Annotated in this window: 8 protein-coding genes and 1 pseudogene; 5 read left to right on the top strand and 4 right to left on the bottom strand. The window is 70.4% G+C overall.

The window, feature by feature from the left end; all coding sequences use genetic code 11:
- Positions 1–13 precede the first annotated feature (13 nt).
- The 3 genes from ABZT14_RS07630 to ABZT14_RS07620 all read right to left on the bottom strand — a co-directional run bounded on the left by ABZT14_RS07630 (position 14) and on the right by ABZT14_RS07620 (position 2795).
- Positions 14–487, bottom strand: coding sequence for an ATP-binding protein (locus tag ABZT14_RS07630; RefSeq protein ID WP_356298300.1), 474 nt, complete (start codon positions 485–487; stop codon positions 14–16).
- 174 nt (positions 488–661) lie between these two features.
- Entirely contained in the window at positions 662–1429 is a 768-nt protein-coding gene (locus ABZT14_RS07625) for an enoyl-CoA hydratase-related protein (RefSeq protein ID WP_356298298.1), read from the bottom strand.
- 211 nt (positions 1430–1640) lie between these two features.
- A complete protein-coding gene (locus tag ABZT14_RS07620) occupies positions 1641–2795 on the bottom strand; it encodes an Ig-like domain-containing protein (protein ID WP_356298296.1) in 1155 nt (384 codons plus the stop codon).
- Between the two features lie 537 nt (positions 2796–3332).
- Here ABZT14_RS07620 and ABZT14_RS07615 point away from each other — a divergent pair.
- The 3 genes from ABZT14_RS07615 (at position 3333) to ABZT14_RS07605 (ending at position 9155) form a co-directional block, all read left to right on the top strand.
- Complete coding sequence (locus ABZT14_RS07615) at positions 3333–5243, top strand: ABC transporter ATP-binding protein (RefSeq protein ID WP_356298294.1); 1911 nt, start codon at positions 3333–3335, stop codon at positions 5241–5243.
- A gap of 71 nt (positions 5244–5314) precedes the next feature.
- Positions 5315–7162 (top strand): ABC transporter ATP-binding protein, encoded by a 1848-nt coding sequence (locus tag ABZT14_RS07610; protein ID WP_356298566.1) that lies wholly within the window; start codon positions 5315–5317, stop codon positions 7160–7162.
- Between the two features lie 397 nt (positions 7163–7559).
- Positions 7560–9155 carry a M4 family metallopeptidase gene (locus ABZT14_RS07605; protein WP_356298292.1) on the top strand — a complete coding sequence of 532 codons (1596 nt, stop codon included), beginning with the start codon at positions 7560–7562 and terminating at the stop codon, positions 9153–9155.
- An 81-nt stretch (positions 9156–9236) separates the two neighbouring features.
- Here ABZT14_RS07605 and glgP read toward each other — a convergent pair whose 3' ends face one another.
- Complete coding sequence (glgP, locus tag ABZT14_RS07600; protein WP_356298290.1) at positions 9237–11822, bottom strand: alpha-glucan family phosphorylase; 2586 nt, start codon at positions 11820–11822, stop codon at positions 9237–9239.
- A 390-nt stretch (positions 11823–12212) separates the two neighbouring features.
- Between glgP and ABZT14_RS07595 the strand changes: the two are divergent.
- Both ABZT14_RS07595 and treS read left to right on the top strand, forming a co-directional pair.
- Positions 12213–14274 (top strand): annotated as a pseudogene (locus tag ABZT14_RS07595) (alpha-1,4-glucan--maltose-1-phosphate maltosyltransferase); the annotation flags it as partial.
- Between the two features lie 4 nt (positions 14275–14278).
- Complete coding sequence (gene treS, locus ABZT14_RS07590; RefSeq protein ID WP_356298288.1) at positions 14279–16024, top strand: maltose alpha-D-glucosyltransferase; 1746 nt, start codon at positions 14279–14281, stop codon at positions 16022–16024.
- The last annotated feature ends 6 nt before the right edge of the window (positions 16025–16030 follow it).

Below are 16030 nucleotides of genomic sequence, written 5' to 3'. Positions count from 1 at the left end.
CGGCCCGAGCGGGTCAGCGGGGCTGGGCGCGGACCTCGAACCAGGTGGTCTTGCCGAAGGGGAGGAGGTCCACGCCCCAGCGGTCCGACAGGGTCTCGACCAGGAACAACCCCCGCCCGCTGACGTCCAGTTCGTGGACCGGCATCCGGCACGGGAGGCTCCGGGAGGGGTCGCGGACCTCGACCCGGATCCATCCCCCGCGCCGGCGCAGGGTGAGCCCGATGGTGTGGGCGCCGGTGTGCCGTACCGCGTTGCCCGTCAGCTCGGAGACCAACAGCACCACGTTGTCGGTGAGTTGGAGGGGCAGGCGCCACTGCCTGCGCAGGGTCTCGTGGGTGTGTCTACGGGCCTGACGCGTGGACTCGGGGCGGTTGTCGAGACTCAGCTCGCTGACGGTGGTCTCCCTGTCACCTCCGGCCCGTTGGTCCTCCGCGACCGGGCCGAAGCCGGCGTTCGACACACTTTCCACATCCGTCATGACTCCCATGATGACCTGCGAAAGGTCATCGGGGTGTCCGTTCTTCGGGATTGATATTCGCGGAATTGTCCGCTCCGGCGTGTCGCCCGCCGCAATTCGATCAGCCGTTTGACGGAATCTGACACTTAGGGCCTCCGGGCGGTACGGAAGGTGGTACCGCTCGGAGGCCCGACAGCCCGTGGATCAGCTGAACCGGGCCTTGCCCGGCCCGTCCTCCACGAAGCTGCGCATCCCGATCCGACGGTCCTCGGTGGCGAACAGGCCGGCGAACCAGTTGCGTTCGACCGCCAGGCCGGTGTCCAGGTCCGTCTCGCCGCCGACGTCCACACACTCCTTGGCCGCCCGCAGGGCGATGGCCGGGCCGGCCGCCAGCCGGGCGGCCCAGGCGTGGGCCTCGGCGTACACCTCGGCGTCCGGCACCACCCGGTCCACCAGCCCCATGGACAGGGCCTCCGGCGCCTTCACCTGACGCCCGGTGAAGATCAGGTCCTTGGCCCGCGAGGGACCGACCAGCCGGGACAGCCGCTGGGTGCCCCCGGCTCCCGGGATCAGCCCGAGCAGGATCTCCGGCTGCCCCAGCTTGGCCCCCTCGCCCGCCACCCGCAGGTCGGCGCAGAGGGCCAACTCGCAGCCCCCGCCCAGGGCGTAGCCGGTGACGGCGGCGATCACCGGCTTGGGGATGCGGGCCACTGCGGTGAAGGAGTCCTGGAGGGAGCGCGACCGGGCCACCATGTCGGCGTGGCCCATGTGCTCCATCTCCTTGATGTCCGCTCCGGCGGCGAACACCTTCTCCCCTCCGTAGAGCACCACGGCCCGGATGTCCTCGCGCCCGGTGATCTCCTCGGCCAGTTCGCGCACTCGGTCCTGGGTGGCGGTGTCCAGGGCGTTCATCGGGGGGCGGTCGAGGCGCAGGGTGGCGACCGCGTCGTCCACGTCGAGGTTCACAGTCATGGCGGCAGACTATGCGCTCCCCCACGGCACGCGTCAGGCCACCGGTCCGCGGTACGCGTCCGGCCATCGAGCGGCATCCGGGGTCAGCGCTCCCGTGGGCCGGCCAGCCGGGCGGGACACCCCCGACGGCCACGACCACCGGCCCGGACGCCGGCCGCCCTCCCGCCGACGGTGCGTGGCGGAAGGGCGGTGCGTTCGCTGGCGGGAGCGGCTACTGCTTGGCCTTCCACTTCTCCCAGTCCATGTTCCAGCCGTTGAGTCCGTTGTCCGGCTGGATGGTCTTGTCCTTGGACTTCTTGATCTCCACCACGTCTCCGATGATGGAGTTCTTGTAGAACCAGGCGGCCGGGGTCTTGGAGTCCCCACCGCCGCGCTGGTCGAACAGCCCCACGCAGCCGTGGCTGACGTTGGCCGAGCCGAACGTGGCCTTGCCGGCCCAGTAGTTGCCGTGGATGAAGGTGCCCGAGGTGCTCAGCCGCATGGCGTGCGGCACGTCCTTGATGTCGTACTCGTCGTCGAACCCGACGGTCTCGCCGTTCATCCGGGTCACCTTGTACTTCTCGCTGATCACCATCTTGCCGTTGTAGGTGGAGTTCTCCGGGGCCCCGGCGGTGATCGGGATGGTCTTGATCTTCTCGCCGTCCCTGGTGACCGTCATCTGCTTCTTCTTGGCGTCCACCACGCTGACCTGGTGCCGCTTGACGGTGAAGCTGACCTGCTTGCGCTGCTTGCCGTAGACGCCCTCGGCGCCCTCCACCCCGTCCAGGTTGAGGTCCAGGGTGACCTTGGTGTCCTTCTTCCAGTACTCCTCGGGACGGAAGTCCAGCCGCTGGTTGCCGAACCAGTGCCCCTCGATCTCGACCTTGGGCTCGGCGGTCACCGATATCGCCCGCTCGACCGCCTCACGGTTGGTGATGGCCCGGTTGAAGTTGATCGACACCGGCATCCCGGCGCCCACCTTGTCACCGTCCTCCGGGGTGTACTGCCCGATGAAGGTGTTGCGGGGCACGACGGTGGTGAAGCTGGCGGACTCGGCGGCCTCCCGGCCCTCGGAGTCCTTGGCCACCGCGTTGACGGCGTACTTGGTGGAGGAGGCCAGGTGGCCGGTGGGCTTCCACAGCGAACGGCTCTTGTTGAGGGTGCCCTCGACCTCGCGGTCCTTGGAGTCGGTGACCGTGACCTTGGTCAACTTGCCCTTGCTGGCGGTGATCTTGACCCCGCCGGAGGTCGCCACGTTCTTGGCGCCGTCCTTGGGGGCGATCTTCACGACCGCCTCGGAGGGGGCCTTGCCCTTCTCCTTCTTCTCCTCGGCCTCGTCGTCCCCGCCGCAGGCCGTGCCCAGCAGCAGGGTCACGGCCGTGATCACACCGAGCGCCGTGGTGGAGCGGCCGAACACGCGACTCTGACGACTGGCCGCCCGTCCCCCCAAGGAGTCACGTACGCTCCGCTTTCCCACGATGGTCTCCCCTCAACTGCCCGCAGACACCGCCCGTGCGCCGACGGCGTCCCCGTACACGCGGTCCCTGCGTGTCGCTCATATGTCTGGCTAGATAACCATGGCCCAAGGCACCGGGCGTACCCAGGAGTGTCACCATTCCGTTCCAGTTCACGCCTGGCGACAGGCGCCATGTCGCGACAGATTCATGATCACACCTCTTCCCGATCGCGGGGAGTCCCTCAACCCGCCACAAACTGACCGGAGTTGACACCGGGACGCATCGAGCCCCCTCAGAGCCTCCTGACGCAAGGCAAGAGATCAGCCACCCGGAGAATGACCGCTTTCGCCACGTACGCCCCAGAGGGCCCTTCCTGGAAAACGGTCACCACCCCCGCCCACGGGTGACGATCCGCCCTGGGAAAAACGGATGTGCCGTGTCAGCAATGAAACGTAATCTCGGTGCTGATGCCTCCCACCGCCACGGACTCGCCCGACGCCGCCCTGCCCGAACCCCGCGCCGCGTCCGGCACCTCCTCCCCCACCAGGTCACCCGCCGCGCCGCCGAGGTCGCGGGAGCCGGCACGGCGCTCGGTCGTACGGTCGCTGCTGCGGCTGTGGCCCTATGTACGCCCGGTACGGGCCCGGCTGTCGCTGGCCGCCGTCATCGCCATCGTGGCGTCCTGCCTCAGCCTGGTCATCCCGCTGATCCTCAAGTGGATGGTGGACGGCCCGGTGGCGCAGCGGGACACCGCCGGCGTCTGGTGGGGCGGGGCGCTGCTGCTGGGCGTGGGAGTGCTGGAGGCCGGACTGTTCGGCTTCCGCCGCTGGTTGGTGGCCCGGCCCCTGGCGGGCGTGGAGGCGTCCATGCGCCAGGCCCTGTACGAGCGGCTGCAACGGCTGCCGGTCTCCTTCCACGACCGGTGGGCCGGCGGGCAGTTGCTGTCGCGGGCGACCACCGACCTGCAACTGCTGCGGATGTTCCTGGCGTTCCCGCTCACCTTCCTGCTGGTCAACATCACCACCATCCTGGTCGGTTGCCTGATCCTGCTGGTCCAGCAGTGGCAGCTGGCCCTGGTGCTGCTCATCCCGGTACTGCCCATGGTGGTGCTGTGCTCCCTGTTCGAGGTGCGGTACTCCGCCGTCGCCCGCAAGGCGCAGGACCAGATCGGCGATTTGACCACCGTGGTCGAGGAGTCGGTGCTGGGCATCCGCATCATCAAGGGCTTCGGGCGGCACCGTAGCCAGGCCAGGGCCCACCGGCTGCTGTCGCGGCGGCTGTTGGACACCGAACTGCGCAAGGCCCGACTGCTGGCCGGCATCTGGGCGTTGATCATGACGCTGCCGGAACTGGCGATCGGCGTCGCCCTGGTGATGGGCTCGCTCCAGGTCGCGGACGGGGAGCTGTCCCCCGGCACCCTGGTCGCCTTCCTGTCCACCGCGCTGGCCCTGCGCTGGCCGGTGGAGTCCATCGGCTTCCTCATCGCGCTGAGCAACGAGGCCTCCACCGCGGCCGACCGGCACTTCGAGGTGATGGACGCGCCCCTCCCCCACGACCGGCTCACCGAGGCGGTTCCGGCGCCGTCACCCGGACGGGACCAGGAACAGGCGCCGGACGGACTGCGGTTCGACCGGGTGACCTTCCGCTTCCCGGACGCCGCCCCCGACTCCCGGCCGGTGCTGGACGGGGTGGACCTGCACGTCTGCTCCGGCGAGACCATGGCCCTGGTCGGGGCCACCGGCAGCGGCAAGACCACCCTGACCGCCCTGGTGTCACGTCTGCACGAGGTCACCTCCGGTCGCATCACCCTGGACGGCCAGGACATCGCGGCCCTGCCCCTGGCGGAGGTACGGGCCCGGGTGGCGGTGGCCTTCGAGGAGCCCACCCTGTTCTCCGCCTCGGTCGGGGAGAACGTACGGATGGGCGCGAGCCGGGAGGTGCCGGACGAGGCCCTGGACCGCGCCCTGTCGGTGGCCCAGGCCGACGACTTCGTGTCCGCGCTGCCCGAGGGGAGCCGTACCCAGGTCGGTGAACAGGGCCTGTCGCTGTCGGGAGGGCAGCGGCAACGGCTGGCGCTGGCCCGGGCGGTGGTGGGACAGCCGCCGTTCCTGGTGCTGGACGACCCGTTGTCCGCCCTGGACGTGCACACCGAGGCGGCGGTGGAGGCCGCCCTGCGCGAGGTGTTGGCGGAGACGACCGCCCTGGTGGTGGCCCACCGCCCGTCCACGGTCCAGTTGGCCGACCGGGTGGCGCTGCTGTCCGGGGGGCGGGTGACCGAGGTGGGCACCCACGAGGAGCTGCTGGAGCGGAGCACGGAGTACCGCCACCTGATGACCGGCTACAGCGAGGGCGGGCGACCGCCGCAGGAGGAGCGTTGACGACCACAGCCCCGCCACCGGACCGGGCACCGACCTCGGCGACGCCGGCGACTCCGACAGCTCAGGGGACTTTGACGGTCGAGTCGGAGGAGGGGGACCCCTTCGACCGGGACGTACTGCCGGCCCCTCCCCATGCCGCGCGTTCCCTGTTGGGCTCCCTGCTGACGCCCCACCGGGGACGGGTGGTCTGGGCGGGGCTGCTGCTGGTGTTGCAGCAGGCGGCCGTGCAGGCCGGCCCCCTGTTGGTGGCGCTGGCCATCGACCGCGCCCTGCCGGCGCTGCGCGAACAGCCCCGGGACACCGGCCCGTTGGTGGCGGTGGCGGTCGGCTACCTGGTCTGCGCGGTGGCCTCCGGTGTGCTCCAGCACGGGTTCATCCTCCAGTCGGCGAAGGTCAACCAGGGGGTGCTGCTGGACCTGCGGGGCCGCATCTACCGTCACGCCCAGGCGTTGAGCCTGGACTTCCACGACCGGTACACCTCGGGCCGGCTGATCTCCCGCTCCACCACCGACGTGGAGTCACTGCGGGAGCTGCTGGACGAGGGCCTGCAGGAACTGCTGGCCGTGGTGATGTCCGTGGTCTACATCCTGGCCATGCTGCTGTACCTGGACCTCGGCCTGGGCGGGGCGGCCCTGCTGTCCTTCGTACCGCTGTACCTGCTGGTGCGGCTGTTCCAACGCCGTTCCCTGCGCGTGTACCGGGCCCGGTCCACGGCCGTGGCCGCGCTGATCGTGCGGTTCAGCGAGACGATGAACGGCATCCGCCCGGTGCAGGCGTTCCGCCGGGAGCGGCACAACGAGCGGCAGTTCGACCGGCTCAACCGCGACCATCTGCGGGTCAACGGCGACTCCATCCTGGAGGTCGCCCGCTACGTGGTCGGCTCCCGACTGACCGCCAACGTCACGGTGGCCGCGATCGTGGTCTGGGGCGCCTACCGGGTGGCCTCCGGCGAACTGCAACTGGGGGTGCTGGCGGCAGCCGCCCTGTACCTGCGGCGGCTGTACGACCCCATCGACCGGCTGGGGATGTTCCTCAACTCGTACCAGTCGGCCGCCGCCTCACTGGAGAAGATCGCCGGCCTGCTGGCCCAGCGGCCCTCGGTACCCGAACCCGAGCGGCCGGCCCCACTCCCGGACCGCGAGCCGGGCCTGCCGGGACGCGAGGTGACCTTCGAGGGGGTGCGCTTCGCCTACCGCACCGGGGGCGAGGTGCTGCCCCGTTTCGACCTGGTGCTCCACCCCGGTCGCACCGTCGCGGTGGTGGGCGCCACCGGGGCGGGCAAGTCCACCCTGGCCAAGCTGCTCGCCCGGTTCTACGACCCCAGCACCGGGGGCCGGGGCGGCGACCCGGGCCGGGTGCTGCTGGACGGGGTGGACCTGCGCGAGCTGGACCTGCCCACGCTGCGGCGGGAGGTGGTGATGGTGACCCAGGAGGCGTTCCTGTTCTCCGGGACGGTCGCGGAGAACATCGCCATCGGCCGGCCGGACGCCACCCGGGAGGAGATCGAACAGGCCGCCAAGGAGATCGGTGCCCACGACTTCATCGCCGCGCTCCCCGACGGGTACGACACCGACGTACGGAAGAGGGGCGGGAGGATCTCGGCAGGCCAGCGCCAACTGGTGGCCTTCGCCCGGGCCCTGTTGGCCGACCCCTCGGTGCTGATCCTGGACGAGGCCACCTCCTCCCTGGACGTACCGGGTGAGCGGGCGGTGCAGGAGGCCATGGACACCGTGCTGCGGGGCCGTACGGCGGTGGTGATCGCGCACCGGCTGTCCACCGTGGAGGTGGCCGACCGGGTGCTGGTGATGACCGACGGGCGGATCGTCGAGGACGGTTCGCCGGACCAACTCATCGCGGGCGAGGGGGAGTTCGCCGGCCTGCACCGGGCCTGGCGGGACAGCGTGGGCGCGGGGGGCTGAGATCTCCTGAATGGTGCGCGCCCCTTCAGTGGCCCCGGTTCACCGTGTCCGGGGCCACTGCCCTGTCGCCATGACCGGGGAACAGCCGGGGACGGGCGAGAAGCGGCCCCGGAGACCGGAGCGGAAAACCCCCAAGCCGTACGGAATTGCCTGAGGCTCCGCCAGAGGAACACAAGACTTCGCCCCGGTATGTCCGTTCGCTATACGAACTTTCGTCTGCGCTTTGCAAAATCTCTAAGATCTTCGCCAATTCCCCGGTGACATGAATGTGTTCGACATGACAGGCTCTCGAACGCACTTGGCACTCTGCACGAACAGGCACAGTTCTGCAGGTGGCACGGACGGCCCACATTCCGTCGCGAGCCACCAACCCCCCACCGCAGAAGGAGAATCCAGAGTGAAGTTCACCAAGAAGCAGCGGCTCACCGCGCTCACCGGAGTGGCGATCCTGGTCGCCTCCGGGGCCATCTCGGCCGGCACCGCGGGTGCCGCGACCAAGGGGTCCTCCGACATGCGCGCGGGTGCGCTGCCGGCCAAGGTGTCCGCGAAGGAGCGCGTCGCCCTGATCAAGGACGCGGACGCCCAGAAGGCGGCCGACGCCAAGGACCTCGGACTGGGCAGCAAGGAGAAGCTGGTCGTCCGCGACGTCATCAAGAACGGCAACGGCGCCACCCACGTCCGCTACGAGCGGACCTACGACGGCCTGCCCGTGCTCGGTGGCGACCTGGTCGTCCACAAGAGCAAGGCCGGCAAGACCACCTCGGTCACCAAGAACACCAAGGCCGAGATCAAGGTCGCCTCCACCAAGGCGCCCGCCGCCCACCAGCCCAAGGCCGCGAAGGCCAAGGGCAGCGAGGCCCCCCGCAAGGTGATCTGGGCCAAGGACGGCAAGCCGGTCCTGGCCTGGGAGACCGTCATCGGCGGGACCCAGAAGGACGGCACCCCGAACCAGCTGCACGTGATCACCGACGCCACCACCGGCAAGAAGCTCCTGGAGTTCCAGGGCATCCACACCGGTACCGGTGAGAGCACCTACGGCGGCTCGGTCGAGCTGAGCACCACCGAGGACGGCGGCAAGTTCAACCTGACCGACGGCGACCGTGGTGGCCACACCACCTCGAACCTCGACAACGGCCAGTCCGGCGACGGTGAGCTGTTCACCGACGACGACGACAAGTGGGGTGACGGCACCGCCGCCGACCCGCAGACCGCCGGTGTCGACGCCCACTACGGCGCGGCCGTGACCTGGGACTACTACAAGAACGTCCACGGTCGTGAGGGCATCAAGGGTGACGGCGAGGGTGCTTCCTCCCGCGTCCACTACGGCGACAACTACGTCAACGCCTTCTGGGACGACTCCTGCTTCTGCATGACCTACGGCGACGGTGAGGGCAACGAGCACCCGCTCACCAGCATCGACGTCGCGGCCCACGAGATGTCGCACGGTGTCACCTCGCACACCGCCAACCTGACCTACGCGGGTGAGTCCGGCGGTCTGAACGAGGCCACCTCGGACATCTTCGGCACCGCCGTGGAGTTCAACGCCGAGAACAGCGAGGACGTCGGCGACTACCTCATCGGCGAGGAGATCGACATCAACGGCGACGGCTCGCCGCTGCGTTACATGGACGAGCCCTCGAAGGACGGCAGCTCCCTGGACTTCTGGGACGAGAACGCCGGCGACGTGGACGTCCACTACTCCTCGGGCATCGCCAACCACTTCTTCTACCTGCTGTCCGAGGGCAGCGGTGAGAAGGAGATCAACGGCGTGAAGTACAACAGCCCCACCAAGGGTGGCGAGGACGTCGAGGGCATCGGCCGCGAGAGCGCCGAGAAGATCTGGTTCAAGGCCCTGACCGAGAACATGACCTCCGACACCGACTACGCGGCGGCCCGTGAGGCCACCGTGAAGGCGGCGACCGACCTGTTCGGCGCCGACAGCGCCGAGCTGAAGGGCGTCGAGGCGGCCTGGGACGGCGTCAACGTGAAGTAACCCGCGAGGGCTTCGGCCCTTGACAGGCCGTGGGCGGCACCCTCCCCGGGAGTGCCGCCCATCGGCTTGTCCGGGTACCGCTCAGTGCCGCTCCGCCCCCGGTCGGGCCGGCTGTTCCGGCCCCTCGGGCGCGGGCTCGGCCAGCAGTCCGAGTTCCCCGGGGTGGGCCAGCAGGGGGTGGGCCGGCAGGACCCGCACCGTGTAGCCCAGGGTCCCGGTACGGTCCGGGTTCAGCTCACCCTCGTAGGTCCACCTCCCCTCCAGGTCGGGACCGCCACGGGGCTTCAACGGCGCCCGTACCGCGTCCGTGGGCGACAACCGGTCGGCCCCGTCCACCCGGCCGGCCAGACACCGCACCTCGACCTCGTCCGGGGTCAGCTCCCCCAGCTCCACCCGGGCCCGCACCGTCATCGGCACGCCCAGTTCCACCGACTCGCGGGCCGACTCCACGTGGTCCACCCGCACCGAGGGCCACAGGGCGCGCACCCGGTCCTTCCAGCGGGCCAACTCCACGGCACGCGCCGGGTCCACCGCGCGGACCGCCTCGGCGGCCGGGGCGTAGAGCCGGTGCACGTACTCGCTGAGCATCCGCTCCGCCCGCACCTTCGGGCCCAGCCGCTCCAGGGTGCGTCGCACCCGGCCGACCCAGCGGACGGGTACCCCGTCGGCGGGGTCACGGTCGTAGAAGCAGGGCGCGACGTGGTCCTCCAGCAGGGCGTACAGGGCCGCCGCCTCCTGATCGTCGCGCCGCTCCACGCCCGCCTCGTCGAGGGGCTCCCCCTCCACGTCGGCGGTGGGGATGTCCCAGCCGAAGTCCGGCTCGTACCACTCGTCCCACCAGCCGTCCAGGACCGACAGGTTGAGCGCCCCGTTGAGGGCCGCCTTCATCCCGGAGGTGCCGCAGGCCTCCAGGGGCCGCAGGGGGTTGTTGAGCCACACGTCGCAGCCGGGGTACAGCCGCCGCGCCATGTCCATGCCGTAGTCCGGCAGGAAGACGATGCGGTGCCGCACCTCGGGGTCGTCGGCGTACCGCACCAGTTCCTGGATCAGCCGCTTGCCGCCCTCGTCGGCCGGGTGCGCCTTGCCGGCCACCACCAGCTGGACCGGTCGCTCGGGGTGCAGCAGCAGCCGGGTGAGCCGCTCCGGGTCCCGCAGCATCAGGGTCAGCCGCTTGTACGAGGGCACCCGCCGGGCGAAGCCCACGGTCAGCACCTCGGGGTCCAACACCCCCTCCACCCAGCCGAGTTCGGCCATACCCCGGGCCCGCGCCGAGTCCCGCAACCGGTCCCGCACCTCGTGGACCAGCCGCTGGCGCAGTCCACGCCGCACCTCCCAGAGCCGGGAGTCGTCCCACTCCCCGGCCGCCTCCGCCGGTACCTCGGCGGCCCAGGTGGGGGCGTGCACCCCGTTGGTGACCGAGGTGATCGGCGCCTCCTCGGCGTCGAAGCCAGGCCACAGGGAGGCGAACATCTGGCGGCTGACCCGGCCGTGCAGGGTGCTGACCCCGTTGGCGCGGCCGGCCAGGCGCAGCCCCATCACGGCCATGTTGAAGGTCTGTTCACCGTCCGGCGCCCCCGGTTCGACGCCCAGCCGCAGCACCTCGTGGGTCGGCACGGTGGGCAGGACGCCCTCGGGGCCGAAGTAACGGGCGATCAGTTCGGGGGCGAACCGGTCGATGCCGGCGGGCACCGGGGTGTGCGTGGTGAAGACGGTGCCGGCCCGTACCGCCTCCAGGGCCGCCGGGAACTCCAGGGGTTCGGCCCCCGTGTCGCCGGGCTCCATCAGTTCGCGGACGCGTTCCAGGCCGAGGAAGCCGGCGTGGCCCTCGTTGGTGTGGAAGACCTCCGGCTCCGGGTGGCCCTCGACCTGGCAGTACGCGCGTACCGCCCGTACCCCGCCGATGCCCAACAGCAGTTCCTGGAGCAGCCGGTGCTCGGCGCCGCCGCCGTAGAGCCGGTCGGTGACCTCGCGTTCGGTCGGCTGGTTGGCCTCCAGGTGGGAGTCCAACAGCAGCAGCGGCACCCGCCCCACCCTGGCCCGCCACACGGCGGCGTGCAGGGTACGGCCCTCGGGCAGGGTCAGTGACACGGTGACGGTGGACCCGTCCCGTTCCCGCAGCGGCTCCAGGGGCAACTCGCCCGGGTCGAGCACCGGGTAGTGCTCCTTCTGCCAGCCGTCCCGGGACAGGGACTGGCGGAAGTAGCCGTGCCGGTACAGCAGCCCCACCCCGATCAGGGGCACCCCCAGGTCGCTGCCGGTCTTCAGGTGGTCGCCGGCCAGGATGCCCAGCCCGCCCGAGTACTGCGGCAGGGCGTCGGTGACACCGAACTCGGGAGAGAAGTAGGCGACGGCGGAGGGCAGTTGGTCGCCCTGCCCCTGGTACCAGCCGGGTTCGTTCAGGGCCCGGGCCAACTCCCGGTGCACGTCGGTGAGTCGGGCCAGGAAGTCCGGGTCCCGGGCCAGTTCGGCCAGCCGTTCGGGGGGCAGGGCGCCGAGCAGCCGCAGGGGGTCGTGGCCGCTCTCCTCCCACGCTCCGGGCTCTATCGAGGCGAACAGGCGCCGGGTCGGCTCGTGCCAGGACCAGCGGAGGTTGAGGGCCAGCTCGTGGAGCGGGCGCAGGGGCTCGGGCAGTGCGGGGCGGACGCTGATGCGACGGATGGCCTTCACAGGGCTGACGTTATGTCGTGGTGCGGGGTGATTTCTCCCTGGGCCGGGCCGAACGTGGCACACCGACCCGAAAGGGCGGCCACCCCGGCCGTACGGGTCGCCCTCTGCCCGACTCCCGCCGTACGGCACGCCGGACACCCCGACGCCCGCGCCCCGAGCGAGAGAGCCCTCGGTCGGATCGGGAGCGGCGCCCCTTCGTGGACCGTGGGCCGCCGGTCGCGCCACGGAGCGGGGCGGGGAGCGCCCGCCTCGACCAGGGGGCGCGCGACTTCCCCCGCACGCCCACCCGAGTGAAGCGCCTCCAGCGAGCCTGGCGCAACCGACCTCACCCCCACCAAACGGATACAAAGGGACGACTTCCCGCAAGTCACACTTCCCTCAGGTGAGCCCATGATCGGTCGCATCCCCGTACTCGACGTGCAGCCGCTGGTCGACTGTGGACGTCGCCCCGCCAAGGCGGTGGTCGGCGAGACCTTCCAGATCTCGGCCACCGTCTTCCGGGAGGGGCACGAGGCCCTCGGCGCCAACGTGGTCCTCCGCGACCCCACCGGCCGGCACGGCCCCTGGCTCCCGATGCGCGAACTGGCCGAGGGCACCGACCGTTGGGGCGCCGAGGTCACCCCCAACGTGGAGGGCCAGTGGACCTACATGGTCGAGGCCTGGGGCGACCCGGTCACCACCTGGCGCCGTGAGGCGACGATCAAGGTCGCGGCCGGCGACCGCGCCGACGCCGCCCTCACCCTGGAGGAGGGCGCACGACTGCTGGAGCGCGCCGCGCTCACGGTCCCCAAGAACGACGGCCGCTCCACCGTGCTGGAGGCCGTGGACCGGCTGCGGGACACCGATCTGCCACTGTCGGAGCGGCTCCAACAGGCCCTCTCCCCCGAGGCGTTGGCCGCCCTCACCCGGCACCCGCTGCGCGAACAGCTGACCGGAACCCGGCCGTTGCCGCTGCGGGTGGAGCGCCGTCGGGCGCTGTTCGGCTCCTGGTACGAGATGTTCCCCCGCTCGGAGGGTGCCCGGGTCCCCAAGGGCCGGCCCCCGGTGTCCGGCACCCTGCGTACGGCGGCCGAACGCCTCCCGGCCGTCGCCGCCATGGGCTTCGACGTGGTGTACCTGCCGCCGATCCATCCGATTGGCGAATCGTTCCGCAAGGGACCCAACAACGCGCTCACCGCCGGCCCGGGCGATGTCGGCAGCCCCTGGGCCATCGGCTCCTCCGACGGCGGCCACGACGCCCTCCACCCCGACCTCGGCGGCTTCGCGGACTTCGACCACTTCGTCAGCAAGGCCCGCTCCCTGCGGATGGAGGTCGCCCTCGACTTCGCCCTCCAGTGCTCCCCGGACCACCCCTGGGTGACCGCGCACCCCGAGTGGTTCCGGCACCGCGCCGACGGCTCTATCGCCTTCGCGGAGAACCCGCCCAAGAAGTACCAGGACATCTACCCGCTCAACTTCGAGGCGGACTTCGACGGCATCGTCCGGGAGACGGTGCGGCTGCTGCGGTTCTGGATGGACCGTGGGGTGCGGATCTTCCGGGTGGACAACCCGCACACCAAACCGGTGCCCTTCTGGGAGAAGGTGATCTCGGAGGTCAACCGGTCCGCCCCGGACGTGATCTTCCTGGCCGAGGCGTTCACCCGGCCCGCGATGATGCACACCCTCGCCCGGATCGGCTTCCAGCAGTCGTACACCTACTTCACCTGGCGCAACGACAAGCGGGAACTGACCGAGTACCTCGGTGAACTCACCGGCCCGGCGGCCTCCTACATGCGGCCCAACTTCTTCACCAACACCCCCGACATCCTGAGCCACTACCTCCAGGACGGCGGGCCGGCGGCCTTCGCGATCCGGGCCGTGCTGGCCGCCACCCTCTCCCCCTCCTGGGGCGTGTACGCGGGCTACGAACTGTGCGAGTCCCGCGCGGTGGAGGGCGGCGGCGAGGAGTACCTGGACTCCGAGAAGTACCAACTCCGCCCCCGCGACTGGGCGTCGGCCGAACGTCGCGGGGAGACCCTGGCACCGCTGCTGACCCGGCTCAACCGGATCCGCCGCGCGCACCCCGCCCTCCAACAGCTGCGCGACCTGCGCTTCCACCAGACCGACAACGAAAAGGTGATCGCCTACTCCAAACGCTGCGCCCCCGGCGTGGGCCAGCCCCACGCCGACACCGTGCTGGTCGTGGTCAACCTCGACCCCCACCACACCCACGAGGCGACGGTCTCCCTGGACCTGAGCCACCTGGACCTGACCCCCGCGCAGGAGCGGGGCGACGAGACGTTCCCGGTGTGCGACCTGCTCACCGGCGAGACCTACCCATGGGGCAGGGCCAACTACGTGCGACTGTCTCCGACCGAGGTCCTCCCCCAGCCCTCGGCGGCCACCTCGGCACTCCCGGTGCCGGCGCACGTGTTCACCCTGCGACCTCACCGAGCCGACCGGAGGGTCACCCAAGAATGATCGTCAACGAGCCCGTCCCCGACACCTTCGAGGACACCCCCACCAAGGACCGCGACCCCGAGTGGTTCAAGCGAGCGGTCTTCTACGAAGTCCTCGTACGCTCCTTCCAGGACAGCAACGGCGACGGCATCGGCGACCTCAAGGGGTTGACGTCCCAGCTCGACTACCTCCAGTGGCTGGGCGTGGACTGCGTCTGGCTCCCGCCCTTCTTCCAGTCCCCCCTGCGGGACGGGGGTTACGACGTCTCCGACTACACGGCGGTGCTCCCGGAGTTCGGGGACCTCGCCGACTTCGTGGAGTTCGTGGACTCGGCGCACCGACGGGGCATCCGGGTCATCATCGACTTCGTCATGAACCACACCAGCGACCAGCACCCGTGGTTCCAGGAGTCCCGCAAGAACCCCGAGGGCCCCTACGGCGACTACTACGTCTGGGCCGACGACGACAAGCGGTACGCCGACGCGCGGATCATCTTCGTCGACACCGAGGCCTCCAACTGGACCTTCGACCCGGTCCGCAGGCAGTACTACTGGCACCGCTTCTTCTCCCACCAGCCCGACCTCAACTACGAGAACCCCCGGGTGCAGGAGGAGATGATCTCGGGGCTGAAGTTCTGGCTGGACCTGGGGATCGACGGGTTCCGGCTGGACGCGGTGCCCTACCTGTACGCGGAGGAGGGCACCAACTGCGAGAACCTGCCCGCCTCCCACCAGTTCCTCAAGCGGGTGCGGGCCGAGATCGACGCCAACTACCCCGACACCGTGCTGCTGGCCGAGGCCAACCAGTGGCCGGAGGACGTGGTCGACTACTTCGGCGACTACGCCGAGGGCGGCGACGAGTGCCACATGGCCTTCCACTTCCCGGTGATGCCCCGCATCTTCATGGCCGTACGCCGGGAGTCCCGCTACCCGGTCTCCGAGATCCTCGCCAAGACCCCCCAGATCCCCAGCGGCTGCCAGTGGGGCATCTTCCTGCGCAACCACGACGAGCTGACCCTGGAGATGGTCACCGACGAGGAGCGCGACTACATGTACGCGGAGTACGCCAAGGACCCGCGTATGCGCGCCAACATCGGCATCCGACGCCGGCTGGCGCCCCTGCTGGACAACGACCGCGACCAGATCGAACTGTTCACCGCGCTGCTGCTGTCCCTGCCCGGCTCCCCGATCCTCTACTACGGCGACGAGATCGGCATGGGCGACAACATCTGGCTCGGTGACCGGGACGCGGTCCGCACCCCGATGCAGTGGACCCCGGACCGCAACGCCGGCTTCTCCTCCTGCGACCCGGGGCGGCTGTTCCTGCCGACCATCATGGACCCGGTGCACGGCTACCAGGTGACCAACGTGGAGGCGGCCATGAGCTCGCCCTCCTCGCTGCTGCACTGGACCCGGCGGATGATCGAGATCCGCAAGCAGAACCCGGCCTTCGGACTGGGCAGCTACCAGGAGCTGTCCTCCTCCAACTCCGCCGTGCTGGCCTTCCTCCGGGAGGTGGTGACGGACGACGGTGAGGAGGACCTGGTGCTGTGCGTGCACAACTTCTCCCGCTTCCCCCAGCCCACCGAGCTGGACCTGCGGCGCTTCGACGGCCGCGTACCGGAGGAGCTGATCGGCGGGGTGCGGTTCCCTGCCATCGGCGAACTGCCCTATCTGCTCACCCTGTCCGGGCACGGCTTCTACTGGTTCCGGCTCCGCCGCCCCACCCCCGGGACGCCACTGTCGGCCACCGGGGAGGACTGAACCCCC

The sequence above is a fragment of the Streptomyces sp. NPDC005438 genome, assembly GCF_040606315.1.
Lineage (GTDB): Bacteria > Actinomycetota > Actinomycetes > Streptomycetales > Streptomycetaceae > Streptomyces.
The sequence above is the reverse complement of the archived record's forward strand: the minus strand, read 5'-3'. Positions and strand labels throughout refer to the sequence as shown.